Source organism: Rhizobium sp. ERR 1071 (assembly GCF_007828675.1).
GTDB classification, from domain to species: domain Bacteria; phylum Pseudomonadota; class Alphaproteobacteria; order Rhizobiales; family Rhizobiaceae; genus Rhizobium; species Rhizobium dioscoreae.
The window spans coordinates 879415-903348 of sequence record NZ_VITM01000002.1 but is presented as its reverse complement, the minus strand read 5'-3'; the positions used below and the strand labels follow the sequence as shown (position 1 = coordinate 903348).

Below are 23934 nucleotides of genomic sequence, written 5' to 3'. Positions count from 1 at the left end.
TTTCTTGTCCGGGCGGAATAGGGTCGACGAAGCTGCGGTACAGAAAACGGCGGGCGACCGGACACTCCCTTCGTATCCGGCACCTGCGTCGACCGGCAAAAAGGGAAAGCAATTCCAAGCCCTAGGACCAGCTTATGAAGCAGCTTTCGCTATTCGTTGGTCCCAGAGAAGAGGGTTCGCAACCCGCCATCCTCAACGCATTATATCGGGCCGCTCGCTTACAATTTTCGTGGTCGGCGCCTATCGTGCCCGAGGGCGCAACATGAATGCGCCAGGAAAATCCGTTGTACACTCCAGCTATCGAAATTAAGATCGCAGGGATTTGCTGCGCCTGAGAAACCGACTTGGCGCTGGCCGAGGAGTGGTGAATGGGGACTGTTTCGCAGTTGCACGAACGTGTCAGGCCGCCCGCCCATCGCGTCCAGAGCGAAGAGGAAGCGCTCGAGATCGCACGTTCGCTCGCCGCCGGTTTTGCTCAGCATGCAAGCGATCGCGATATCAATCGCATCCTGCCCTATGACGAGGTCGAAGCCCTGTCGCAGTCAGGCCTGCTGGGGATTTCCGTTCCTTCGGAACATGGCGGTATCGACATTTCGAACTGCGTTCTTGCCGAGGTCGTTGCGATCCTCGCCGAGGCAGATCCTTCCATAGCACAGATATTGCAAACCCATTTTCATGTGCTGGAAGCGGTAAGAATTGGGGGCGGCGAGGACCAACGGGCATCCCTTTTCGACCGCGCCATTATCGGCGATCGTTTCGGCGGCATCTTTTCCCAATCCGGTGCAAGCGGCACCGACCAGCATCCCTGGCATCTGACAGCGGACGGGCTCGGCTTCCGCCTCAGCGGACGGAGCCAGCCTTCCGCCAGCATTCTGTTTTCGGACTGGATTGCGCTATTCACGACCGACAAACGCAAGGGGCTGATCGCCGCTGTCGTGTCCAGAGATATGGAGGGCATCCAGATCATCGACGACTGGGATGGCTTTGGTCAGCGCACCTCCGGAAACGGCACGATCATATTGCATAATGTCTATCTCAATGCCGACGCCCTTCTTCTGCACCGAGAAAAGCTGGCTGAGCCTACAGTGATCGATAGTGTGAACCAGCTCACCGGCGCCGGCATCAATCTCGGCATTGCCCGCTCCACGCTGACGGCGACGATGGAATTCGTGCGGACCCGCTCTCACTCAGGCAACGGGGATGAGCGAGCCGTCAACGATCCGCTGGTCGTGACAAGGATCGGCGAGATTGCCATCCGCATTGAGGCGGCGACGGCGATGGTGGAGCGCGCCGGCGGCAGGATCGATGCCGCACAGATCAATCTCACCGAAGATCATGTTATCGACGCCGCACTCTCCGTTGCGGCGGCCCAGACGATTACTGCCGATATCGCGATGGAAGCAGCCGACGCGCTGTTTGAGCTTGCGGGCACGGAGTCTGCGCGCATCGGACTCAACCTTGACCGCCACTGGCGCAACGCCCGCATTCACACCCTGCATGAACCGGCCCGCCGGAAATACCACATCGTCGGCAACTACCATCTCAACGGCGTAAAGCCATCGAAGACCTCATTGCCTTGATGGGCGCAGGAGAATCGACAAGGTCAGCCGATGTGTGAGGCCCGGTGGTTTTCCCGTTCCGGGATATCGGCGTCAGCGCCACCGGCAACGAATTCCTCCAGCGACATGTTGTCGAGAATCTCGGCAATCGCGTCACGCACCTCGGTCATCGAGCGCCGAACCTGACAGCGTTCCGGATCGGAACAGTCGTCGCAGGCTTCGTAAGCAGTACGGCTGGCGCAACGGATAGGCGCCAACGGGCCGTCCAGGGTACGAATGACATGGCCGATGCGGATTTCCGATGCGGGGCGCGACAGCGAATAACCGCCGCCTGGGCCTTTCTTCGAACGCAACACGCCGGCATTTCGCAATTCGAGGAGAATGGTATCGAGAAACTTCTTCGGAATATTGTTGCGTAACGCGATATCGTTGATGAACGCGGTTTCACCCGGACCAAGGCGTGCGAGATCCACCAGCGCCTTCAGTCCGTATTTTCCTTTTTTCGTAAGCATCGCCGTCCGCTTTACTGCAAAGTCGATTGTTGAAAACCCGGCGTGGCTCAAAAGAGACTCAACGGGCCGGTCCTGTCAGCACAGATTGCGGAAGTAACCCCGCAGCCCCTTACGAACAAGACAGTAACTCACAAATTGTATAGTTTATATGAGTAAATTTAGGCAATTGTATCGCCTAAGCAACGAATTTGCGGCTTTTCTTGGATTTAGGCGGCGCTACTGTCCAAATATGCCTTCTCTTGCCCACGCCTGAAGTCGGCAACCGCACCCGCCACCTGGTCAGCCACCAGAACGGCATGCTCGACCACCTCGGGCAATCCCATCAATTCGCCGAAGGTTCCGCGCGCAAGCGGTCCGGAGATAAACAAGGATGGAACCACCGTTCCATCGCCGGCAAGCGCCCGTGATCGCATATCGCAGGAAAACCCGAGCCGTGCGGGATCCATTGCGAGATATCCGGCCTTCGATAGCTCGTCGATCCAGCCCTGCGATTGCAGGATCCCGCGGTGCCCTGGTCCGGTGGTGACCACGACCGCATCGAATTGCCTTTCAACGGATCGCTCCGAACGGCTGAGGCGTAGGGTGCAGTCGACCACGTCATCTGCAACGCCGACCGCCGCGACCGAAGCCGCCAGTATTTCCAGCCGGCCGCTTGCAAGCGCCCCTTCACTGACAGCCTCCACCTGCGGCGCAACGCGAAACCGATGCACATCCCAGAATGGCCTCAAATGCCGGACGAGACGTCGCCGTTCCGCGATCGGCAGCGCGTGCCAGACATGCCGGCCTTGCGCCCTCACCTGGTCGATGACAGCATGCCAGCTGCGGCCTTCGTCCTGCGCCTTGCGGATGGCGGTACGTACGTTGCGCAGCAGCTCGACTGCCGTCTTCGACGGCTGAGTGGCGAAATCGCCGAATGGCTCCTGCCTGACTGCCGCATGGCCGCGCGAGCGCAGGCCGCGTCGGGATATGGCAGTAATCGGCCCCTTATGGCCTCTGAGCCCGAGCGAGGCAATGACGTCGGCCGAGGTCAAACCATTGCCGACGATCAGAACGCGATCCTCGGAGCGAATGGCCGCAAGCGCATCCGGTCGTGTCGGATCGGGAATGAAGCGCGGGTGATCGGCAAGCGCATCCTGCAGCACTTGCGGCGGCAAGGGCGACGGATGACTGGTGGCGATGACGAGAATGTCAGCATCCACGCGCTGTCCATCAGTACCGGTGACCGTCCAGCGGTTGCCCGTCCTTTGAATACGCTTGACACTTTGCCTGACATGGAGGAGCCGCCCATTCTCGACGAAAGGACGGATCATGCTATTGATATAGTTTCCAAAAACGGAGCGTCGCGGAAAAAAACCGCCATTCACGGCGACCGCCGCATCATCATTGGCAAGTGCGTCATTCTCCAGCAGCCAGCGCTGAAAATGCTCGATGTCGTCGGGCAACAGGCTCATTTTCGCTGCCGGCACATTGATGCGGTGGGCAGGATCTTGCGTGTCGTAGGCAAGCCCTGCCCCCAAACGCTCCCTTGGCTCGAATATAAAAAGCTGACAGCCCCGCCCCGACTGATTCTGTAGCAAATGGAAGGCAACCGCCGTCCCGGAAACGCCGCCGCCAACTATGACGATAACAGGCAAATCAGGCGCCTGGTGGTCCGAGCCGATGGTCAATAGCCAACTTCCTCCAGATCGATCGCCACACGAATTCTACATCCGCCGGCAACGGCAATTATCAGTGAGGTAGTGATATACTCTATAAAATTTGTTGACAATACGATTGCAGCGCGTGCCTGCCCTCTCTGCAACCAACGGCAGTCAATACAGTGCTGATATGCCTTTGCAAACAAACGGTTATTTGTGCCCCGCACAACATTGTTTTTGCATCGCAAGATGTAAAAAACTTGGCATACACCCGTTCGAGGAACATACTCGCGGTTGTTCTGGTTCGTGTTCTCTGTGGGAGGAGAAACATCATGGAACTACTTCGTCTGCTCACCGCGTTCGACTATACGTTGATGCTCATTCTGGCCGCGATCTTTGTATTTAGCGTCATGGAAGGCGTTCATAAGAAGCACTGACCGCATACGGTCGAAAGCGATCGCCATTGCCGTCAGGCGAACATGTCTGATGTGGCTTAAAGCGCGCAGCTGAACCAGCTGGCAAAGCCATCAATCCGACGTGGTCGGCTCATAGGGGCAGCCGCCTATAGCAGCGACAGGGTCTGCCGATGCAGACAGGTCGCCGCGTGGCGAGCCTCTCCCCGTCGAAACCTCCAATCATCCTGTATTTCCCCCAAATAGGCATCGCGAGCGAGCTGCATGGTCGTCCGGGCTACGTGTTCAGACAGGCGCGGCATGACCCATTCGGCGGCGAGGTCCTTGCTGACGAATTCCCCAGTCGCCGCCGTTCTCCACATACGGGCCAGTGTCAGCAGAACATTCCGCTCGTCTCCATATAGATTGGCAAGCAAGGCCGGCAGCGCCTCCCGTATAGCGCCCCCTATATCTCCAGGCGGAATTTCAACAAGAAGATCATCAAGGGCCGGGCCAAATAGCGTTAGGGCCTGCTGCCGCGCCTGAGCCAGGACGAGCGTGATGTCCGGATCACAAAGAGGCTCAGGGATTCCGCCGGCCTCGAAGTCGTCGCGCAACCATTCACCATAGACAAACTCACTACATGCCGGAAAAAGTGGTGCGGAAAGATGATCCTTCAGAAACACCATGAGCTCGATGCAGCGTGAAGCACCGGGCCGGACTGGGTGACGACCCGAAGTCGCCAGAAGACGAGCAAGCAGGCGTTTGCGCATGGAATCGGTCATCGGGAGATCGATGATTGCCAAAACATCCACATCGCTTTGCGGACGCAGTCCACCTGCGACCGCCGATCCGTGCAGATAGACGGCTTGAAGGTGATCGCCGAAAACTTCCTTGGCAATTGCCAAAGCCGCTCGGGCTTCTGCCGGAATTTCCGATGTTGCAGTCCGCATGCAATCTCCGATCGCGATCATCCGGATATAGCGATCGAAGAGCCGCTTTTACAGCCCAACTCAAGCTCTTCATCTTCGTAATCGTCAAACCAAAGTGCATGGATCTAACAAGACATCCCAAAAGAGCCGGATCAAAGTCCGGTTGCTTTGAGAGTGAGATTTCTTGATTATACTTACAAAAATCAAAGAAAATATGCAGCGCTGGATTGTATAATCCGACACGTCTATTCATCGATCTAAGAAAAATGTTCCGCAAGCTTCGCGCAAACAATTCCTGGGATATTTCTCGACGTCGATAAGACATGAAGCAAAGAGGATATACTTATGAGTTACGATTGGGAGGGCATAAAGACACGCCGCATGAGAAGGTTGAAATATGGGCTGTCCCTATTTCTCTTCACGATGTCGCTAACCGCGCCAGCGGCATTTCTGTTGCATCTGCGCTGAACCGAGCCTTCTCTTCCGGCAGCGGATCATCAATTCCATTCCCGTTTAACAGACTCCAGCATCCAGACATCAATCCATGGCGGACGGGAACCAAAGCAAGCCTCCGTTCGTTCCTAAGGGCACTTCCCCCTATCAAGGAGAACATCATGGCCGACGTCTCGCTGGACAAGGATATCAACACTCAGATCAACGAGCTTCGCGGCCAGATCGATAAGCTCTCCACCGAATTGGCAAGGCGCATCGACAGCGCCTCGGATCGCGCCGACGAGGCTCTTTCTTCGACAAGGGGAAAAGTTGCAAGCATCGCGGACCATGCCCGCTCCGAGGGCCGGAACGTGGTGCAGGCCGCAAGGGAAAATCCGACAGCCACGGGCTCGGTCCTGATCGTGACGGCGCTACTCGGTCTATTTACCGGCCTTCTGCTGGGCAGGCTCTCCGATTGACCGACGGCCTCAACAGCCGAAAACCCTAACGCGCTGCAAATTGCCTAACGATTTCAAGGAGTTTTTGGTGGGTGATGTAGGGCTCGAACCTACGACCCGCTGATTAAGAGTCAGCTGCTCTACCAACTGAGCTAATCACCCGTACCGCTTGCTGGCGGCGTGACCGGGCATATAAATAGGATCGGTTTGATTGTCCAGCGGCCAGACGAATTTTCTTTGTTTTTTTGTCAAAAAAATTTCAGAGGCCGCCGAAAACTCAATAAAATCAAAGCTCAAGAATTCCTGATGCAACACGCACCGCCTGGCCGCCGATACGTGCATTGGCGATCAGGCCGCCATCGATGTCGAGGTGAAGATGAATCAGCGACGGCCGCCCCATCTCGATGCCCTGCTCTATGATGACCGGATGATGTCCATCCGGCAGGGCGTCGAACTGATTGATCGCACCGGATAGCGCCGCCACCGCAGCACCTGTCGCAGGGTCCTCGACGATACCCATTCCCACGGGGAACATGCGCGCATGGAATTTGGCAACGTGATTGACGCCGCCGCGACAATAGATGAAAGCCGAGGCAAGCGCGCCGTCGACGAACGGCACCGTCTTTTCCCAGAGCTGCTGATCGAATTCCAGCCTTTCCGCCGCGCCGACGTCGTGAACCGGCACCAGAAGAAACGGTACTCCGGCACTCCAGATCGAGGGCACATGATTCTCGAAGCCGATTTCGGTGATCTTCAGGCTGAGTGCATTGGCGATATCGGCCCTGTCGAGCGGCAGCAGGATCTCTTGCGACTTTTTCGGCAGGTCGAACTCTGCAAAGCTCGCCTTGTTCTGTCGCAGCTTGATGGCGCAGCGCACCGGCCCGACGCGCTCGTCGAGAACGGAAACGAGATCGAGATCTCCGCCATGATTGGCATGGGCCTTCTCCGCCAAGGCGATCGCCGTGCCGACGGTCGGATGCCCGGCAAAAGGCAGTTCGCGACCAGGCGTGAATATCCGCAGGTTTGCCGTATGGGCGGGATTTTGCGGCGGTAGCACGAATACGGTCTCTGAAAGGTTCATTTCCCTGGCGATCGCCTGCATCGCCTCGTCGCTCAACCCTTCGGCATCGAAGATGATCGCGAGTGGATTGCCCGCCAGTTTGCTGTCGGTGAACACATCATAGACACTGTAGCTGCGCGCCAATCCGGCCTCCATCATGCTTCCAGACTTGAATATTCATAACTGCAAGCGACTCCAGTGCAAGCCCAAGCTATTTGTCGCTGCCAAAGAACCAGGCGAGAATAGGAAGCATCGCAATATTGTAGGGATGCGCCGTTGGGTCGGCCGATCGAATAGCGACCACGCCATCGACCTCGTCCTCTTCGGAAACGAGCATATGCGCCTCGATCCGCCGAAGCATGTCCTCGGCCGTCCATGGAAAACGGAAGACTCGAAGAAGCGTGATCGAACGCCTTATATGCATTGCGTGATATCCGGATACCGGCGCGGCATCATTTAGATCGAGACCAGTCTCCTCCAACACCTCGCGCCGCATATTGCCTTCGACATCGGCACGCCCGTCGACGATATCGTTCTCATCCATCGATCCGGAGGCACAATAGACCTGACCGGGATTTGCGGTATGGGCGGCCATGCGTATCGCGATGATCGCTCCATCCGACGATACGATGACGGGAAAGGCAAAAAGGTGAAACGCTCCCGGCTGCCGCTGCTTTCGCCAAAAGAGAAATGTCGAGAAGGGTGCTACATAGGCCTCCCCCTTCACTGCACCGCCTGTAAGCGACAGCCTGTGCTGCAAGATCATGCGACCGTCATAGAGTGATGGATTGGCGGCAATTTCCCTTGCCCAATTTTCCCGCGCCGCCTCTTGCGCGTGCATGTGAAACGGATGTTCGCCGCGAAACACCGTAAGGTCGATGCTGGAGACGGGGAACACGGTGCTTTCCGGCGGCCAGCCGGCCATGTCCTTCTGTTCTGAGAGGGTCATATCAAATCCAATGTCATGACGACGGGGCAATGGTCGGAGGCCTTCGGCCTGTCCCAGCCGACGCGCGGATAGCGCTCCACCTCCTGCCCCGGTGGAAAAATCGTACGGAAAGGCTGGCCCGAACGGATGATATCGGGCATGCGCGTCGCATTGGCCCGCGCCAGAGCCGGAGAGAGCCAGATATAATCGAGCTGGCAAAGGCGCTGCTCCTGTGGTCCGCGGGCGTGGTAAAGCGTCCAGCGGTCAAGTTCGTCGCGCCGCTGCATGACGTTTTCGGCGAAACCATCATGGCTGAAGACATCGAGTGCGCTCCCCTTCTCCTCGCCGCGCGGTTCGAAGCGATAGCCGGTGCGGCGCGTGCCGATGACATCAACCCATTCCTGATAGTCGTTCATATCGCCGCAGATGGCGAAATTCTTCGTCGCCGTGTTGCCGACCCCGAAACGATCTTCGATGATGCGGCGAACCGCCATGGTCTCCGCCCGGCGGATCGGCATGGTCGCATGACGTCCATCCAGGCCTTCACGCGCCGGTCCCATCGATTTCAAATGGATGACGTAGAGCGAGAACGGTACGCCACCGATATGGAGATGCAGCTCCAGGCAATCGCGCTTGAAGATCTTGTCCTCCGAATGAAGGCCGAGCTCCGCAAGCTCGTCGTTGAAAAGGCCGAAATTGCCATAGGTCACCATGGCGTGACTCTTGATATCATTCAGGACGATCGGCTGGCCGTCGCGCGTCTCCTCGCGCATCATGACGGCAACATCGATGCCGCGACTGTCGTTGCCTTCGATCAGGAATTTCTGACGATAGCCGTTGCCGACCATGCGGTAGAGATAACCATATTCGAAAGCCTGCAGCGCCGCCATGTTGTCGACCTCCTGCAGGCAGATGATGTCGGCATCAGCATCCGCGATCGCAAGCGCCGTCATCTGCCTTGTGTCATCGGTGGCGGCAACCACCCGGGCTGCCTCCAGCTGCTGATAGACCTCTTCATTGCGAACATCGAAGAGCTGCAACACGCGATCCTGGCGCAACTGATTGCGAAAACCAGTGTAGTCAAAACGGGTCAGAAGGTTTTCGACATTGAAGGTCGCAAGGCGCAGGGACATGAAGCATTCCGATTTAAGAAGAATATGAGCCGGCTTATTATACTCACATCATCCAGCTTTGGCTGTTACAGTCGATTTGAACTTACCCATCAGATACGGTCCGGACAGAACAGGCGCATATTTCGGCTCCTCGCCTTCCTTGAGGCATGACGGCAGGCAGGCGATCTCGGCAAACCAGTTCGGCTGATGAAAGAAGGCAAGGGATTGCCGCCGCTGCATGCCGCCCTCCTCCGGCGGCGGATTGACGACGCGATGCACGGTCGAGACCCAGCGATCGTTGGTCCAGAGCGCCATCAGGTCGCCGATGTTGATGACGAAAGCACCCTCCACCGGCGGCACCGGCGTCCAGTTGCCATCAGGAGCGATGATCTCGAGCCCTTTCGAGCCGGGTTGCGGCAGGAGGATCGTCAGGCTGCCGTAATCGGTATGCGCGCCGGCGCGAAGCTGGCCCGGCTGCGGTGGCACATGCTGCTCGGGATAATTCAGCGCCCTTAGCGCACTGATCGGCGCATCGACGTGAGGATCGAAGAAGTGCTCATCGAGGCCGAGCGCCGTCGCGAACACGCGCATGATGCGCGCCGCCAGATCCTCCATCGCCCGATAATAAGCCTTCCAAGCCTCCACGAACCCTTCTGGCGCCTCCGGCCAGATGGTGGCGGCATAGCAGAAGCCGAGCGCTTCCGGATCGCTCATGCCTGCGGGAATGGAAAGCGGGCCGCCATTGAAGCTTTCCTTCAGATCCGGCGGCGTGTCGACATTACGCGATTTTGCCAGCGCCTCCGTTCCCGGCCCGAGATAGCCGTAGGGATAACCGGGATAGAGCGTTTTCGCCCTCTGCTTCACCTCGGGTGGCAGATCGAAGAAGGTCTGCGTTTTCTTCCAAACCTCGGTGATGACACCATCCGCAACGCCGTGGTTGGCAATTGCCAGAAAGCCGGTCGAGCGGCATATCCGATCCACCTCCGCGCCGAGCCGCTTTTTCTCGTCGTGACCGGCTTTTTCGAAAGCGCCGAGGTCGAAAATCGGAAAGCTATGATCGGACATGCGCGACTCCCCTTCGTGACGTGGAGCAAATCAAGCATAGGAGGCGACAGGGAACAACCATCTTGTCCCTTGCCCGATCAAAGCCGCCAGGCCGAGCGGATGGCGACCCGGTAGTCGTCGCCAGCGATGACGGCATCGCGGCTATAGGCACGCAGTACCTGTCCATCCGGCATAGACAATCTCAGCGCATAGCGCTCGCCCTCATAGAGAACGGAATCGACGCGGCATGAAATGCCCTCCCCGTCGACAACCACGTCTTCAGGCCGCACGAGAATATCCGCGCTGGCCGAGCCGCCTATCCGATTTTCCCACAGGCCTAGGAAGGACGGCCAGTCGATGCGGCGCGGACCGCCATCGGGAAAAGCAAGCGACAGGATGGCGCCCTGCCCGACCAAGCCGCCGACCAGTTTCCCTTCAGGGCGAGCATAGATCTCCGCCGGCGGCGCCACCTGCAGGAGCCGCCCTTCGGACATGACGGCGACATCGGTCGCAAGCGCCATCGCTTCGCTCTGGTCGTGCGTGACATAAACCATGGTGGCACCTGAGCGCTGGTGAAACTCGCGAAACGTCTCCTCCATCTCCTTCTTTAGATGGCGATCGAGATTGGCAAGAGGCTCGTCGAGCAGCACGACATCGGGCGATGTCACTAGGCAGCGAGCAAGCGCCACGCGCTGCCTCTGACCACCGGAGAGATCGGCTGGCCGGCGCTCGGCATAATCGTCAAGCCGCACGGTCGCCAAGGCCTCGCGCACCTTCTCTCGGTAACGCTCGCCGGAAATGCCGCGCACCTTCAGCGGATAACCGACATTGTCTGATACGTTCATATGCGGCCAGAGCGCATAGGATTGAAACACCATCGCCATGTTGCGCCGCTCCGGCGGCAACATATTTGCAGCATCCGCCAGCAGCCGCTCTCCGAGATGAATGGAGCCATCCGTTGGCTGTTCGAAACCGGCGATCATTCTGAGTACGGTCGTCTTGCCGCAGCCCGAGGGGCCAAGCAGCGCCAGGAAGCCGCCTTCACGCACATCGAGCGACAAGGCGTTGACGGCAGAGCGCCCGCCCGTGCCGAAATCCTTGCTGACATGATTGAGGATCAGCTTCGCCAAGGCACCACTCCCTTCGGCAGGCGCTTGGCCATGATTTCCAGAAGCACCATCATGATGACGACCATGGCGATGACGATAACCGACATGGCCGAGGCAAGGTCGGCACTGCCGCCATCGTCGAGATTGTAAATGACGACGCCGAGCGTCTGTGTGCCGGCGGACCACAAGAGCGCCGAAACAGTGAGTTCGTTGCAGGCGATAAGGAAGACCAGGATCACCGACGCGCCCGCCGCCGGCGCAATCAGTGGCACGATGATATCCATAAGTCGGCGGAAGAAGCCAGCCCCGGAAAGACGCGCCGCCTCCTCCAATGCCGGATCGAGTTGCAGGAAGGCACTCATGACCGGCTTCAGGCTAACGGCGAAATAGGCGGAGAAATAGGCAAGCAGAATGATCCAGATCGTGCCGTACAGCGTGACATCGAGGACCGGCAAAGGGGCGGCAAACACCAGGATGAAGCAGACCGCGATGATGATGCCGGGAAGCGCATAGGGGATCTCGATCATGCCGCCAACGATGCGGCTGAGCGCATCCTTGCGCCGCGTCAGCGCATAGGCCGCGAGCACTGTCACCAGCAGGAGACCAAAAGCTGTCATGCCAGCTAGAAACAGCGAATTGGAAAAGGCTGTGCGCGTTATGCTCTGCCGAAACAGTATTTCGGTGAAGGCGTTCAGCGATGCCGTCTTGAAGGTCAAAGGCACGCCATAGGCCGGCACCAGCGCGCCGGCAACCAGCGCCAGGAAGGGCGCGACAAGCATGACGAACAGGACGGCGTAAAGCACCGGTAGCGCCAGAAAGCGCCAGCGACCGAGCGAAAAGGTGGCCGTCGCGCCGGAAATGCCGATGACGCGATAGTCACGGCCCTTCAAGGCCCTGCCCTGTACCGCAAGGCCGGCAACGGCGATGACCGCGATCATCGTCGACAGCACCGCGATATCGCCGAATGTACGCGGCCCGAAATTGGAAAACTTGGTGAAGATCAGCGTCGACAGAGTGTAGATCGACGCGGGAATGCCGAGGATCGCGGGAATGCCGAAATTGCCGATAGACGAGACGAAGGCGATCGCGGCGCCTGCAATGACACCGGGCAGAGACAAGGGCAGGATTATATCACGAAAGACACGCAGGCCGGACGCGCCAGAAAGCCTCGCGGCCTCGACACCATCACGCGGCAGCGCCATCAGGCCAGCGCGCAACGCGAGATAGACGAGCGGCGCATGCTGGACGCCGTAGAGAAGCGCAATACCGCCAACGGAATAGAGCGGCTGCGGCGAGCCGAGCGGCGGCGCGATATGCAGCGCTTTCAGCAAGGGACTCGACGGTCCTGACATCTGTACCCAGGCGAGCGCCGTCACCTGCGGCGGGATCATCATCGGCAGCACGAAGAGGAAACCGAGCAATCTCCTGCCTGACAAATCTGTCAATGTCAGCAGGAATGCGAAGAGGCAGCCGAGCAAGACGGAAACGACGGTGCCGAGCACAGCTGTTTCTATCGTGTACCAGGCCGAGCGCCAGAGCGAGGGATCGGTGACGAGTTCATAGGTGTCGCCTTTGAGCAGCGCCTCGATGCCGACGAACGCCAGCCGCGCCAGCGGCAGGACGCTGAGCAAAAGCACGACGGCAACAACAAAAGGAAACAGCCAGGCCGGCTGGCTGTTTCCTCGACGCACATATGAGTACATTCCAGATCCGGGCCGGATTACTTCGACTTGAAGTAGGTGGAGAAGGTCTTCAGGTCCTGATCCGTGTTCTTGAGAGCATCGGCTGCATTCAACGGCAAAACCTTGATGCTGTCACGTGCCGGAAAACCTTCCGGCAGCGGCGTGCCATTGCGGGCCGGAATATACCCAAGCTTCAAGAAGCCTTCCTGGCCTTTTTCGGAGAGGACGTAATCGACAAACTTCTTGGCCGCATCGGCGTGCTGCGTGCTGGCAAGAATGCCGACCGGCTCGGTGACGGCCGAAACGCCTTCCTTCGGGAAAACGAACTCCAGCGGAGCGCCCTTGGCCTTTTCACGGATCGGCATGTAGTCGACAATCATGCCATAGGCCTTCTCGCCAGAAGCAACCGACTTGAGCACGGCACCATTGCCGCCCGAGGCGATCGCACCGTTGTCGGCCAGGTTCTTGTAGTAATCCCAACCGAGGCTGCTGACGCCGGCAAGCGTCTGTGCGTGGATGAGAGCGGCGCCCGAGGCAAGCGGGCTCGGCATGGCGACCAAGCCTTTTGCTTCGGGCTTCACCAGATCCTGCCAGCTTGCCGGCTTCATTGCGGCCGCCGTGTTGTAGACGATGCCGGTCGTGATCAGCTTGGTGGAGTAGTAATAACCATCGGCGTCATAGAGCGAGGCATCGTAGTTCTTGGCTTCCGGTGACTTGTAGGCGAGCAGTTTGCCGGCTTCCTTCAGGCGCTCCAGGGTCACCGTATCGGCGATCAGCAGGACATCGGCAACCGGAGCGCCGGCCTGCATTTCGGCCTGCAGTTTGGCGATGATCTGCGGCGTGCCGTCGCGTACCCAATCGACCTTGATGCCGGGATTGGCGGCCATGAAGCCATCAACCGTCGTCTGCGCATCGGCATTCGGCTGGCTGGTATAGAGGACGAGATCGGCGGCATTGGCGCTGCCGGAGAAAAGGGCAATGGCCAACAGGCCGGCAAAGGCGGAAACAAAGGTCTTCATGAAAACGTCCTCAACTAGGTTCTAGGAGGTTGTCTAGACGCAGGGCTTAACATGATTGTGACAGTTGAATTTGAATAGATTGCCGTTCGTATGATGATTGAATCTTGACCGCGGCACTCCGGCGCTATTTGCTGAGGCACGTATTTCAGACGGGATCGAGGAGGATAGATCTATGGAATATCGCCTGCTTGGCCGCTCCGGCCTTAAAGTTTCCACCATCACCATGGGCACCATGACGTTCGGTGGAGTCGGCTGGGCAAAAACCGTTGGCGATCTTGGCGTCAAGGAAGCAAAGAAGCTCGTCGACATGTGTGTGGATGCCGGCGTCAATCTGCTCGATACGGCCGACGTCTACTCGCAAGGCGCATCGGAAGAAATTCTCGGCGAGATCATCGGCGGCCCGCGCAAAAACGGCGTGCTCATCGCCACCAAGGCGCGCTTCCCAATGGGGCCGGGCGTCAACGATGTCGGCTCATCCCGCCAGCATCTTATCCAGGCTTGCGAGGCAAGCCTGAGGCGCATGAAGACCGATGTGATCGATCTCTACCAGCTGCATGAGTGGGACGGACAGACGCCGCTGGAAGAGACGATGGAGGCGCTCGACACTCTGGTTCGCCAGGGGAAGGTCCGCTACATCGGCTGCTCGAACTTTTCCGGCTGGCACATCATGAAGGCACTCGGCGTCAGCGAGCGCAACAAGCGCGAACGCTTCGTCAGCCAGCAGATCCATTACACGCTCGAAGCACGCGACGCGGAAAACGAGCTGGTGCCCATCAGTATCGACCAGGGTCTCGGCATTCTCGTCTGGAGCCCGATTGCCGGCGGCCTACTCTCAGGCAAGCATCGCCGCAATCAGGCGACGCCCGAGGGTACGCGCCAGTTCGCCGGCTGGACGGAACCACCGATCCGCGATGAAAACCGCCTGTGGAATATCGTTGATACGCTTGTCGAGATCGCCGACAGTCGCGGCGTGTCGGCGGCCCAGGTGGCGCTTGCCTGGCTCATCGGTCGCAAGGGCGTGACCTCGGTCATCATCGGCGGCCGCACCAAGGCGCAGTTCAAGGATAATCTTGCCAGCGCCGAGCTGAAGCTGACGGACGAGGAGCGCAAGCGGCTCGACGACGTCAGCCTGCAGCCGCTGATGTATCCCTATTGGCACCAGCGCAATACCGCCAGCGATCGGCTGAGCGAGGCCGATCTGGCTCTGATCGGCCCGCATCTGGCCAAGTAAAAAACTGCAATGGCGGCTAGGCCGCCATCGCTCCGATCTCACCGGCAATCAGCTTACCGAGCCGCGAGATGCCCTCTTCGATCATCTCGTCATTGGCGCAGGAGAAGCTGACGCGGAAGGTATTCGCGCCGCTACCGTCGGCAAAGAAGGCCTGACCGGGCACGAAGGCGACCTTCGCCGTTTCGAGAGACCGTGCAAGCAGCTTGGCGCCGTCCATACCCTTCGGCAGGGTGATCCAGACGAACATGCCGCCTTGCGGCTTCGTCCAGCTCGTACCATCAGGCATGTATTTCGCAAGCGCGGCCAACATGCAGTCGCGGCGATGGCTATAGGCCTTGCGAATCTTGGCGACCTGCGCTTCGAACCCACGCTCGGCGACCTGGTGGATGGCGATCTGGTTGATGGTCGATGAATGAAGGTCTGCCGCCTGCTTCATCAGCACCAGCTTGCGGATGACGGGCGCGTTGGCGACGATGAAGCCGACGCGAAGGCCCGGCGCCAGCGTCTTCGAGAAGCTGCCGCAATAGATCGTGCGCGTGTCGTTGATGCTGCCCTTGCGCGCGATTTCCAGGGCCAGGATGGGCGCAACCGGCTCGCCGTCATAGCGCAGCGACTGATACGCAGCGTCTTCGATGACGGCGATATCGAGCTCTTCGGCAAGGCCGAGCAGCTTCTCGCGACCGGAGAGATCGACCGTCTCACCCGTCGGGTTGGCAAAATCGGCCGAGAGATAGGCAAATTTCACCCTGCCGCCGGCCTGTGAAGCCGCGGCGCGATAGGAATCCGGCGTGCGATTGCCATTCGGCGTCAGCTGGTCGTAGGTCGGCTCATAGGCATTGAAGGCCTGCAGCGCGCCGAGATAGGTCGGCGCTGTCACCAGCGCCGTATCCTTCGGCGACAGGAAGAGCTTGCCGAGATAATCGAGACCCTGCTGCGAGCCGGAAACGATGAAGACGTTTTCGAGCTCGCAGGGAATACCGAGTGCGCCCATCTGGCCGACAAGCCATTCGCGCAGCGGTTTGTAGCCCTCGCTGACCGAATACTGCAGCGCTGCATTGACAGTCGAGCCGGAAAAGATATCGGCATAGGCCTGCTTGAATTCGGCGTCCGGAAACAAGGCCGGATCGGGAATGCCGCCTGCGAAAGAGATGATATCCGGCCGCTCCAAGAGTTTCAGCAGCTCGCGGATTTCGGAGGCACGCATACGGCTCGAACGCGTCGCAAATATATTTTCCCAATTCAACATGGGGCTTCCTCGCAATTTTTGGTCTTTCTGACACAAGATCACGCAACAAAAGATAAGTCAATAATGCTGACCTATTTTGTTTGTGACGGTGACAAACAACTCTCGAAACGATCGCAGCCTTGCCGGTCATCGATGCTAGATCGCGTCTGAAATGACCTACACATTTCTCTCTCTAGGTGCTATTCTTACGCTCAATCCATCGATCGGAAAAACGTAAGAATGGCCACAGCAACCCTCTCCACGAAATTTCAGATATCGATCCCGAAAGAAGTTCGCGACCAGCAGCACTGGACTGCGGGTCAGGAGTTCATCTTCATTCCCAAGGGCAAGGGCGTGCTGCTTATCCCCGTACCCGAACTTGCCGACCTTAAGGGCATGGCGAAGGGTGCCAACCCCGGCAATTACCGCGACCGGAAAGACCGGTTCTAATGCGCGTCGTTGATAGCTCGGCGTGGATCGAATGGCTAACCCAAGGTCCGGCTGCAGATCGGCTCCAGGGCGAAATACCTGCGCGAACCGAATGCATCGTCCCCACCATCGTCCAGCTCGAACTCGCCAAATGGCTGGAGCGCGAGCGCGGCGAGGACGCAGTCGATTCCTTTTTCGCCTATACCGCCACCTGCATCATAGCTCCCCTCGATACCGCCCTCGCCCGTCGCGCTGCCGAAGTCTCGGCGAAACACAAACTCGCACTCGCCGACGCAATCATCTACGCCACGGCCGAACTGCACGACGCCGACATTCTGACGCTGGACGCCCATTTCAAGGACCTGGATCGCGTGGTCTATTTTGGCAAAGCACAATAGATATTTGTCCTTTTCCGCTTAAACGCGATACATCTCGAAAAAGGCACCAACCAGGCATGAGCACCGATCCGACATCGTCCTTCTATACCGACAACGCCGCCGTCTACGCGGCGCGTGAACGCAGGCTGCCGCGCCAGAGGCTGGATGCCTTTCTGGCCGCCCTGCCGACGGGCGCAGCCATTCTCGAACTGGGTTGCGGCGCTGGTCAGGATGCCGCCTATATGCTCTCGCGCGGCTTCGACGTTACGCCCACGGACGGTTCAGCAGAGCTTGCCAGGGAAGCGGAAAAGCGTCTTGGCAAGCCCGTTCGAGTCATGCGTTTCGAAGACTTGGATGCCACCGAAATCTTCGACGGCATATGGGCGGAGGCCAGCCTCCTGCATGTTCCGCGATCTGCCCTGCCGGATATCTTCGATCGCATTTTGTGTGCCTTGAAATCGGGCGGCATCTTCCACGCCAGCTTCAAGGCAGGAGAAGCGGATGGGCATGACAAGTTCGGACGCTATTACAACTATCCTTCCCCCGGATGGCTTGAGGCTATGTTGAGCGCCGGAGGATGGAAGAACATCATCATGACCGAAGCCGACGGAGGCGGTTTCGACGGCGAGCCGACAAGATGGCTTTACGTCGCGGCCCATAAATAGAAAGGCCGGAGCTTACGCCCCGGCCTCCTATGCGGCTCTCGCCGAAAGCTTAGTTGACGCTCTTGTCGACCAGCTTGTTCTTGCCGATCCAGGGCATCATGCCGCGCAGCTTGGCGCCGACTTCTTCGATCTGGTGGCTGTCGTTGTTGCGGCGGATACCCTTGAAGCGGGCAGCGCCCGAACGGTATTCCTGCATCCACTCGGAGGTGAACTTGCCGGTCTGAATGTCCTTGAGGACGCGCTTCATCTCAGCCTTGGTTTCTTCGGTGATGATGCGCGGACCGGTGACGTATTCGCCCCACTCGGCCGTGTTCGAGATCGAATAGTTCATGTTGGCGATGCCGCCTTCATAGATCAGGTCGACGATCAGCTTCACTTCGTGCAGGCACTCGAAATAGGCCATTTCCGGAGCGTAACCGGCCTCAACAAGCGTTTCAAAGCCGGCGCGGATGAGCTCGACGAGACCGCCGCAGAGAACGACCTGTTCGCCGAAGAGGTCGGTTTCGCACTCTTCGCGGAAGTTGGTTTCGATGATGCCCGAACGGCCGCCACCGACGCCGCAGGCGTAGGAGAGAGCGAGTTCAAGGGCGTTGCCGGAAGCGTTCTGGTGAACGGCAACGAGGCAGGGAACGCCGCCGCCCTTCTGGTATTCGCCGCGAACCGTGTGGCCCGGGCCCTTCGGAGCGATCATGACGACGTCGACCGAAGCCTTCGGCTCGATGAGGCCGAAGTGAACGTTGAGACCGTGGGCGAAAGCGATCGCAGCGCCGTCACGGATGTTCGGAGCGATTTCGGACTTGTAGATGTCGGCCTGCAGCTCGTCCGGGGTCGCCATCATCATCAGGTCGGCCCAGGCGGCAGCTTCGGCAACGGTCATGACCTTGAAGCCGTCGGCTTCGGCCTTCTTGACGGTCGGGGAACCGGCCTTGAGCGCGATCACAACGTTCTGTGCGCCGCTGTCCTTCAGGTTCAGCGCGTGCGCGCGGCCCTGAGAACCGTAGCCGATGACGGCGACCTTCTTCGACTTGATGAGGTTGAGATCGGCATCACGATCGTAATAGACGCGCATTGTTTGTCCTTCCCTTTGCTTGTCTGGGTAAACTTCTAAGTCTCAGACGGTCGCTGCCGCTTCCGCCAATACCTTTTCCGTGCCGTAAAGCCGGAGGAAAGCGGTGACCGCTTTCTCAGCCTGACGGCTCGTATCCTTCAAACCGGGCTCACCGAGCAGCATGCGCACATGCAAATCGGAGACGATGAGCCCATAAAGCGTATGATATGCCTCGTCTGCATCGGTAAAGCGTAGCAGCCCTGCCCGCTTGCCGGCATCGATGAGACCGATGGCGCGGCGGTCGATCTGCCGGCGTCCGCGCTCCAGGAGCAGCTTGCCGAGCTTCGAGCCATCGCGGTTCGACTGGCCGATCGCCAGACGGTTCAACGCAAGTGAAACGTCCCCGGCCAGAACCTCGAGCAGATCGCGGGCGAAAATGACGAGATGGTCATGCAGGCTTGCCGTATTCAGCCGTTCGCCATTGCGCTCGAAGGTGCGAACCTTGCTGGCCTGGTAGGTGATCATCGCAGACAGCAGGCCGTCGCGGTCACCAAACCACTTATACAAACTTTCCTTGGAGCAATTGGCGGCGCGCGCGACACCCGAGGTCGTCAGCGCCTTCTCGCCGCCGTCGACGAGCAGACGCAGCGCCTGTTCCAGAACCGCGTTCTGGCGCGGCGAAAACTCGCTCGACTGTCCTACTTCGCTCAGCACGATGGCCACTCCCAAATGCGTACCGTACGGTACGGTTCGTGGCGCTTTATGCAGGACACCGATGCAATCGTCAAGCGGAATTCGTTGCTGCACTGCGTTAAAAAGAGAGTGCTTGTCAGGTTGCTAAACGGTAGCGGTTGCCACGAGCCGGCCAGTCGATCAAGAGAACTTGACGCAAATGATTGGTCGGAAACATCACCTACTCGGCCGCGACAACGCTATTGCGCATGGCCTCGACATCCTTCAGCGGCGGCAGGCCGTAAAGGCGGCTATATTCCCGGCTGAACTGCGAGGGACTCTGATAGCCGACGCGGTGGCCGGCCGATCCGACGTCGAGCTGTTCGACGATCATCAGCCGCCGCGCCTCATGCAGCCGAAGCTGCTTTTGATACTGCATCGGCGAGAGGGCCGTAACGGTCTTGAAATGGTGATGCAGCGAGGAAACGCTCATGCCGACACGCTCGGCGAGCTCTTCGATGCGCAACGGCTGTGTATAGTTGTTGCGGAGCCACGCGACGGCACGCGCCACTCGGTTGGTCTGGCTTTCTGCCATGGCTATCTGCAGCAAACGAGGTCCGTTCGGGCCGATCAGCAGGCGATAGAGGATTTCCTGCTCGATCAAAGGCGCCATGGCCGGAATATCTTCGGGCCGATCAAGCAATCGAAGCAGGCGCAGCGAGGCATCGAGCAGTTCCGGCGAGGCGGCATTGACCGCAATTCCGCGCACAGGCTCGGCAGTCAGTGCCTGACGCGGAATGCTGACGCGCGACAGCAGCTCCTTCAAGCGTTCGCTGTCGAGCGCCATGCCGAAGCAAAGATAAGGCGTATCGCTGCCGACATTGGTGACCTGCGTCGATACAGGCAGGTCGAGCGCAGTCAAAATATACTCGCCGACTCCGTAACTGTAGGTCTCGGCGCCGATTGTCAGATGCTTGCGTCCCTGGACCACGATTGCAAAACAGGGCCGGTAAGCCCCATGCTGCCACACGGTCGCGGCCGACTGCCGATAGAGATTAAGACTGCCTATCGGCGTGCGGTGTTCGCCGTCCCCCGGAGCGAAACGTGCAACGATCGATGCGAGTTCCTGATTGGGATTGAAAGGCAATGTCATGCGCAACCAACTGTTTTCGAGCAGATATCGATACCTATCTAGGTAACACCGTTCGATCGCGAAAAATGCACCGCGCATTTAGATTCGCAGGATCGTACATAAAGCTTGCAGGATCGCTCTAACGCCGATGCCCGATCTCGGTGCATAGTCCAGCATCTCAATTCCACTCCCACCCTCTCCAAAATCAAGGAACTCCCCATGCCTATCGCAAAGGGTTATGCCGCGACCGACGCGTCCAAACCGCTCACCCCCTTCACCTTCGAACGCCGCGATCCGAACGAGGACGACGTCGTCATCTCCGTTCAATATTGCGGTGTCTGCCACTCCGACATCCACCAGGCCCGCAACGAATGGGGTTTCTCGAAATATCCGATGGTTCCCGGCCATGAAGTCGCCGGCATCGTGACCGCCGTCGGCTCCAAGGTTTCGAAGTTCAAGGTCGGCGATCGCGTCGGCGTCGGCTGCTTCGTCGATTCCTGCACGACCTGCGCCACGCGCGACCCGGACTACGAGCATTACATGCCGGGCCTCGTTCAGACCTACAACGACGTCGAAGCGGACGGCGAGACACCGACTTACGGCGGCTATTCCGACTCGATCGTCGTCAAGGAAGGCTATGTCCTCTCCTTCCCCGACAACATTCCGCTCGACGCAGGTGCTCCGCTGCTTTGCGCCGGCATTACGCTCTATTCGCCGCTGCGCCACTGGAAAGCCGGACCGGGCAAGAAGGTCGCTATCGTCGGCATGGGCGGCCTCGGCCATATGGGCGTCAAGCTGGCGCACGCCATGGGCGCCGATGTGACCGTCTTGAGCCAGACGCTGTCGAAGAAGGAAGATGGCCTCAAGCTCGGCGCCGACCATTATTATGCGACCAGCGATGCCGAGACCTTCACCAAGCTCGCCGGCAGCTTCGACCTTATCCTCAATACGGTTGGAACCGCCATCGACTGGAACGCATATCTCAACCTGTTGAAGTATGACGGCAGCATGGTGTTGCTCGGCGTTCCCGAACATGCCGTTCCGGTTCATGCCTTCTCGCTCATTCCGGGCCGCCGCAGCCTTTCCGGCTCCATGATCGGCTCGATCAAGGAAACTCAGGAAATGCTCGACTTCTGCGGCGAGCACAATATCGTTTCGGAAATCGAGAAGATCAGCATCCAGGACATCAACGAAGCTTACGAGCGCGTGCTGAAGAGCGATGTCCGCTATCGCTTCGTGATCGACATCGCCTCGCTGGCATAAGCCGAAAAGGGCGGCGTCCGATCCGGACGCCGCCCTCCCTTATTCTTCGCGCATGCTTTCCCGCTGCGTGATCAGCCGGGCACTGTGCTGCCGGCTGATATAGATCCACAGCCAGCTCCAGGCGACCGCGATGCGCCAGCGAACGCCGATCAGGAAATAGATATGGGCGAGGCCCCAGACCCACCAGGCGAGCCAGCCCTTAAGCTTGATCCAGCCGAAATCGATGATCGCGGCACTTTTACCGATCGTCGCCAGGCTGCCTTGATGGCGATAGTGAAATGGCCCCGGCGCTGGTCGGCCCGCAAGCTTCGCCTTGATCACCTTGGCAACGTAAGAGCCCTGCTGTTTTGCAGCTGGAGCGATCCCGGGCACCGGACTGCCATCGTCCCGCATGACGGCTGCCGTATCGCCGATGACGAAAACATCGTCTTTGCCTGGCGCCCTCAGATCCTTATCGACAATGGCTCGGCCGGCACGATCGGCTGGAATGCCAAGCCATTTTGCCGCCGGCGATGCCTCGACGCCCGCCGCCCAGACGATGGTGCGGCATGGCACGAATGCATCGCCGATCGTCACGCCCTCCGCGGTGCATGAGGTGACGGGTCTGCCGAAGCGAACATCGACACCCAGCAGTTCCAGTTCCTTGTGCGCATAGTCGGAGAGCTCTTGCGCAAAAGCCGGCAACACCCGTGGGCCGGCCTCGACAAGGATGATCTTCGCCTTGCGGGTATCGATATTGCGGAACTCCTTCGGCAGTGTCGTCCTTGCCAGCTCGGAGATGATGCCGGCGAGCTCGACGCCGGTAGGACCCGCGCCGACGATCACGAAGGTCAAGAGCGCCTCGCGGGCAGCTGGGTCGCTTTCCATTTCCGCCTGCTCGAAGGCCAGCAACAGGCGCCGGCGGATGGTGGTCGCATCCTCCAGCGTCTTCAATCCCGGCGCCACCGGCTCCCACTCGTCATGGCCGAAATAGGCATGAGTAGCGCCGGTTGCCAGCACCAGCGTGTCGTAATGGACCTTTTGGCCATTCTTCAGGAGCACCTCATGCGCCGCGCTATCGACGCCGACGACCTCGGCAAGCAGCGTCGTCACTTCAGGCCGATCGCGGAAAAAGTTGCGGATCGGCCAGGCGATCTCGGAAGTCGCAAGCAGAGTGGTCGCAACCTGATAGAGGAGTGGCTGAAAGAGGTGATGATTGCGCCGATCGATCATCGTGATGCGGACGGGGGCACCCTTCAGATCGTTGGCGAGCTGTACCCCGCCAAAACCACCTCCGACCACAACAACATGATGATCCTGCATATGGCAACACCTCGCGACTAAGCTGCTCAAAAACGTAGGGTTGAGAAGGATATGCAGCAACCGTCTTTTATGCATGGCACCTCTGCACGGCTACGATACGGCAAGGCGCCTATTGCGCATACCCGACAGGAACGGAGGCGCCGCTTTTAAGTTCCTCCATCGAGATCGATGCGGAGACGTCGAAGAGCTCGACCTTACGCACGAGCTGCTTGTAGATGACATCGTAATGCTCGACACGCGGCAATACGATCTTCAGGATATAATCATAATTGCCGGTAAGCCGATGCGCCTCGACGATTTCGGGGATGTCACCGATAACCCTGCGGAAGGATTCGATCCACTCGTCGGCGTGATGCGCCGTCTTGATCATCGCATAGACCGTAGTCGGCACCCCCATTTTTTCGCGGTCGAGCACAACGATGCGCCGGGCTATATGCCCGCTCTCCTCGAGCCGCTGTATGCGCCGCGAGCAGGCCGAGACCGATAAGGCCACACGATCGGCAAGTTCGGTGACGGAGATGCCGGCATCCGCCTGCAGAAATTCGAGAATCTTTCGGTCACGTTCGTCCAGCATGTGCGGTAATTCCCTATGTATGCGCCGTTATTTTGCACATAAATCGAAAAATGCGCAAACTTTTGCAGAGAGATCCTGATAAGCTTCAAAAAACGCAAACATACGGCGGATGAATCACCGCACTATTCCTCCATTCAACA

23 protein-coding genes and 1 tRNA gene are annotated in these 23934 nt (G+C 58.9%); 7 read left to right on the top strand and 17 right to left on the bottom strand.

The features are described from left to right. The first annotated feature begins 368 nt into the window (after positions 1–368). Positions 369–1580, top strand: coding sequence for an SfnB family sulfur acquisition oxidoreductase (locus FBZ99_RS09695; protein WP_145632705.1), 1212 nt, complete (start codon positions 369–371; stop codon positions 1578–1580). 23 nt (positions 1581–1603) lie between these two features. Here FBZ99_RS09695 and FBZ99_RS09690 read toward each other — a convergent pair whose 3' ends face one another. From FBZ99_RS09690 to FBZ99_RS09680, 3 genes are all read right to left on the bottom strand, one after another. Then, the gene (locus tag FBZ99_RS09690) at positions 1604–2071 is read right to left on the bottom strand and encodes an RrF2 family transcriptional regulator (RefSeq protein WP_069613185.1); all 468 of its coding nucleotides are present in this window, start codon (positions 2069–2071) and stop codon (positions 1604–1606) included. Between the two features lie 206 nt (positions 2072–2277). Further along, positions 2278–3738, bottom strand: coding sequence for an FAD/NAD(P)-binding protein (locus FBZ99_RS09685; RefSeq protein WP_113354528.1), 1461 nt, complete (start codon positions 3736–3738; stop codon positions 2278–2280). Between the two features lie 532 nt (positions 3739–4270). Continuing rightward, entirely contained in the window at positions 4271–5053 is a 783-nt protein-coding gene (locus FBZ99_RS09680) for an aminoglycoside adenylyltransferase family protein (protein ID WP_145632844.1), read from the bottom strand. Between the two features lie 593 nt (positions 5054–5646). Between FBZ99_RS09680 and FBZ99_RS09675 the strand changes: the two genes are divergently transcribed. Continuing rightward, the gene (locus tag FBZ99_RS09675; protein WP_145632702.1) at positions 5647–5943 is read left to right on the top strand and encodes a hypothetical protein; all 297 of its coding nucleotides are present in this window, start codon (positions 5647–5649) and stop codon (positions 5941–5943) included. A 65-nt stretch (positions 5944–6008) separates the two neighbouring features. On the opposite strand, the gene FBZ99_RS09670 is transcribed toward FBZ99_RS09675, so the two are convergent. The 8 genes from FBZ99_RS09670 to FBZ99_RS09635 all read right to left on the bottom strand — a co-directional run bounded on the left by FBZ99_RS09670 (position 6009) and on the right by FBZ99_RS09635 (position 13876). After that, a tRNA-Lys gene (locus FBZ99_RS09670) sits at positions 6009–6084 on the bottom strand. Between the two features lie 124 nt (positions 6085–6208). After that, complete coding sequence (locus FBZ99_RS09665; protein WP_173004625.1) at positions 6209–7126, bottom strand: PhzF family phenazine biosynthesis protein; 918 nt, start codon at positions 7124–7126, stop codon at positions 6209–6211. 67 nt (positions 7127–7193) lie between these two features. Beyond that, positions 7194–7931 (bottom strand): NUDIX hydrolase, encoded by a 738-nt coding sequence (locus FBZ99_RS09660; protein ID WP_145632699.1) that lies wholly within the window; start codon positions 7929–7931, stop codon positions 7194–7196. Next, on the bottom strand, positions 7928–9043 hold the full coding sequence (locus FBZ99_RS09655; protein ID WP_145632696.1) for an endonuclease/exonuclease/phosphatase family protein: 1116 nt from the start codon (positions 9041–9043) through the stop codon (positions 7928–7930). The genes FBZ99_RS09660 and FBZ99_RS09655 overlap by 4 nt, the downstream gene beginning before the upstream one ends. A 48-nt stretch (positions 9044–9091) precedes the next feature. Then, entirely contained in the window at positions 9092–10087 is a 996-nt protein-coding gene (locus tag FBZ99_RS09650; RefSeq protein ID WP_113332990.1) for an isopenicillin N synthase family dioxygenase, read from the bottom strand. Between the two features lie 77 nt (positions 10088–10164). Continuing rightward, positions 10165–11196, bottom strand: a complete 1032-nt coding sequence (locus FBZ99_RS09645) for an ABC transporter ATP-binding protein (protein WP_145632693.1) — start codon at positions 11194–11196, stop codon at positions 10165–10167. Next, positions 11184–12878: an ABC transporter permease gene (locus FBZ99_RS09640; protein ID WP_145632690.1), complete on the bottom strand. Its 1695-nt coding sequence runs from the start codon at positions 12876–12878 to the stop codon at positions 11184–11186. The genes FBZ99_RS09645 and FBZ99_RS09640 overlap by 13 nt, the downstream gene beginning before the upstream one ends. Before the next feature lie 17 nt (positions 12879–12895). Beyond that, a complete protein-coding gene (locus tag FBZ99_RS09635) occupies positions 12896–13876 on the bottom strand; it encodes an ABC transporter substrate-binding protein (protein ID WP_145632687.1) in 981 nt (326 codons plus the stop codon). Between the two features lie 172 nt (positions 13877–14048). Here FBZ99_RS09635 and FBZ99_RS09630 point away from each other — a divergent pair, with 172 nt between their 5' ends. Continuing rightward, positions 14049–15107, top strand: coding sequence for an aldo/keto reductase (locus FBZ99_RS09630; protein WP_145632680.1), 1059 nt, complete (start codon positions 14049–14051; stop codon positions 15105–15107). A gap of 16 nt (positions 15108–15123) precedes the next feature. Here FBZ99_RS09630 and FBZ99_RS09625 read toward each other — a convergent pair whose 3' ends face one another. Then, positions 15124–16353, bottom strand: a complete 1230-nt coding sequence (locus FBZ99_RS09625; RefSeq protein ID WP_145632677.1) for an aminotransferase-like domain-containing protein — start codon at positions 16351–16353, stop codon at positions 15124–15126. A gap of 219 nt (positions 16354–16572) precedes the next feature. Here FBZ99_RS09625 and FBZ99_RS09620 point away from each other — a divergent pair, with 219 nt between their 5' ends. The 3 genes from FBZ99_RS09620 to FBZ99_RS09610 are packed head-to-tail and all read left to right on the top strand — an operon-like array spanning position 16573 to position 17803. After that, positions 16573–16782 carry an AbrB/MazE/SpoVT family DNA-binding domain-containing protein gene (locus tag FBZ99_RS09620; RefSeq protein WP_145632674.1) on the top strand — a complete coding sequence of 70 codons (210 nt, stop codon included), beginning with the start codon at positions 16573–16575 and terminating at the stop codon, positions 16780–16782. Then, a complete protein-coding gene (locus FBZ99_RS09615; RefSeq protein ID WP_145632671.1) occupies positions 16782–17159 on the top strand; it encodes a type II toxin-antitoxin system VapC family toxin in 378 nt (125 codons plus the stop codon). The genes FBZ99_RS09620 and FBZ99_RS09615 overlap by 1 nt, the downstream gene beginning before the upstream one ends. Before the next feature lie 56 nt (positions 17160–17215). After that, positions 17216–17803 carry a class I SAM-dependent methyltransferase gene (locus tag FBZ99_RS09610; protein ID WP_145632668.1) on the top strand — a complete coding sequence of 196 codons (588 nt, stop codon included), beginning with the start codon at positions 17216–17218 and terminating at the stop codon, positions 17801–17803. Positions 17804–17852: 49 nt separating this feature from the next. Here the strand turns inward: FBZ99_RS09610 and ilvC are convergent, their stop codons facing one another. From ilvC to FBZ99_RS09595, 3 genes are all read right to left on the bottom strand, one after another. Next, positions 17853–18872: a ketol-acid reductoisomerase gene (gene ilvC, locus FBZ99_RS09605; protein ID WP_069612460.1), complete on the bottom strand. Its 1020-nt coding sequence runs from the start codon at positions 18870–18872 to the stop codon at positions 17853–17855. Between the two features lie 42 nt (positions 18873–18914). Beyond that, entirely contained in the window at positions 18915–19565 is a 651-nt protein-coding gene (locus FBZ99_RS09600; protein WP_069612824.1) for a TetR/AcrR family transcriptional regulator C-terminal domain-containing protein, read from the bottom strand. A gap of 199 nt (positions 19566–19764) precedes the next feature. Next, positions 19765–20676 carry an AraC family transcriptional regulator gene (locus FBZ99_RS09595; protein WP_145632666.1) on the bottom strand — a complete coding sequence of 304 codons (912 nt, stop codon included), beginning with the start codon at positions 20674–20676 and terminating at the stop codon, positions 19765–19767. Positions 20677–20874: 198 nt separating this feature from the next. Here FBZ99_RS09595 and FBZ99_RS09590 point away from each other — a divergent pair, with 198 nt between their 5' ends. Next, positions 20875–21918, top strand: coding sequence for an NAD(P)-dependent alcohol dehydrogenase (locus tag FBZ99_RS09590; RefSeq protein ID WP_145632662.1), 1044 nt, complete (start codon positions 20875–20877; stop codon positions 21916–21918). Positions 21919–21957: 39 nt separating this feature from the next. Here the strand turns inward: FBZ99_RS09590 and FBZ99_RS09585 are convergent, their stop codons facing one another. Further along, positions 21958–23220 carry an NAD(P)/FAD-dependent oxidoreductase gene (locus FBZ99_RS09585; protein WP_113354514.1) on the bottom strand — a complete coding sequence of 421 codons (1263 nt, stop codon included), beginning with the start codon at positions 23218–23220 and terminating at the stop codon, positions 21958–21960. A 109-nt stretch (positions 23221–23329) separates the two neighbouring features. Further along, positions 23330–23794 carry an Lrp/AsnC family transcriptional regulator gene (locus FBZ99_RS09580; RefSeq protein WP_112721097.1) on the bottom strand — a complete coding sequence of 155 codons (465 nt, stop codon included), beginning with the start codon at positions 23792–23794 and terminating at the stop codon, positions 23330–23332. Positions 23795–23934 lie beyond the last annotated feature (140 nt).

Coding starts and splice junctions, on each gene's coding strand:
- FBZ99_RS09695 (WP_145632705.1), top strand. CDS start 369: ATGGGGACTGTTTCGCAGTTGCACGAACGTGTCAGGCCGCCCGCCCAT.
- FBZ99_RS09690 (WP_069613185.1), bottom strand. CDS start 2,071: ATGCTTACGAAAAAAGGAAAATACGGACTGAAGGCGCTGGTGGATCTC.
- FBZ99_RS09680 (WP_145632844.1), bottom strand. CDS start 5,053: ATGCGGACTGCAACATCGGAAATTCCGGCAGAAGCCCGAGCGGCTTTG.
- FBZ99_RS09675 (WP_145632702.1), top strand. CDS start 5,647: ATGGCCGACGTCTCGCTGGACAAGGATATCAACACTCAGATCAACGAG.
- FBZ99_RS09660 (WP_145632699.1), bottom strand. CDS start 7,931: ATGACCCTCTCAGAACAGAAGGACATGGCCGGCTGGCCGCCGGAAAGC.
- FBZ99_RS09655 (WP_145632696.1), bottom strand. CDS start 9,043: ATGTCCCTGCGCCTTGCGACCTTCAATGTCGAAAACCTTCTGACCCGT.
- FBZ99_RS09650 (WP_113332990.1), bottom strand. CDS start 10,087: ATGTCCGATCATAGCTTTCCGATTTTCGACCTCGGCGCTTTCGAAAAA.
- FBZ99_RS09640 (WP_145632690.1), bottom strand. CDS start 12,878: ATGTACTCATATGTGCGTCGAGGAAACAGCCAGCCGGCCTGGCTGTTT.
- FBZ99_RS09635 (WP_145632687.1), bottom strand. CDS start 13,876: ATGAAGACCTTTGTTTCCGCCTTTGCCGGCCTGTTGGCCATTGCCCTT.
- FBZ99_RS09630 (WP_145632680.1), top strand. CDS start 14,049: ATGGAATATCGCCTGCTTGGCCGCTCCGGCCTTAAAGTTTCCACCATC.
- FBZ99_RS09625 (WP_145632677.1), bottom strand. CDS start 16,353: ATGTTGAATTGGGAAAATATATTTGCGACGCGTTCGAGCCGTATGCGT.
- FBZ99_RS09620 (WP_145632674.1), top strand. CDS start 16,573: ATGGCCACAGCAACCCTCTCCACGAAATTTCAGATATCGATCCCGAAA.
- FBZ99_RS09615 (WP_145632671.1), top strand. CDS start 16,782: ATGCGCGTCGTTGATAGCTCGGCGTGGATCGAATGGCTAACCCAAGGT.
- FBZ99_RS09610 (WP_145632668.1), top strand. CDS start 17,216: ATGAGCACCGATCCGACATCGTCCTTCTATACCGACAACGCCGCCGTC.
- ilvC (WP_069612460.1), bottom strand. CDS start 18,872: ATGCGCGTCTATTACGATCGTGATGCCGATCTCAACCTCATCAAGTCG.
- FBZ99_RS09595 (WP_145632666.1), bottom strand. CDS start 20,676: ATGACATTGCCTTTCAATCCCAATCAGGAACTCGCATCGATCGTTGCA.
- FBZ99_RS09590 (WP_145632662.1), top strand. CDS start 20,875: ATGCCTATCGCAAAGGGTTATGCCGCGACCGACGCGTCCAAACCGCTC.
- FBZ99_RS09585 (WP_113354514.1), bottom strand. CDS start 23,220: ATGCAGGATCATCATGTTGTTGTGGTCGGAGGTGGTTTTGGCGGGGTA.
- FBZ99_RS09580 (WP_112721097.1), bottom strand. CDS start 23,794: ATGCTGGACGAACGTGACCGAAAGATTCTCGAATTTCTGCAGGCGGAT.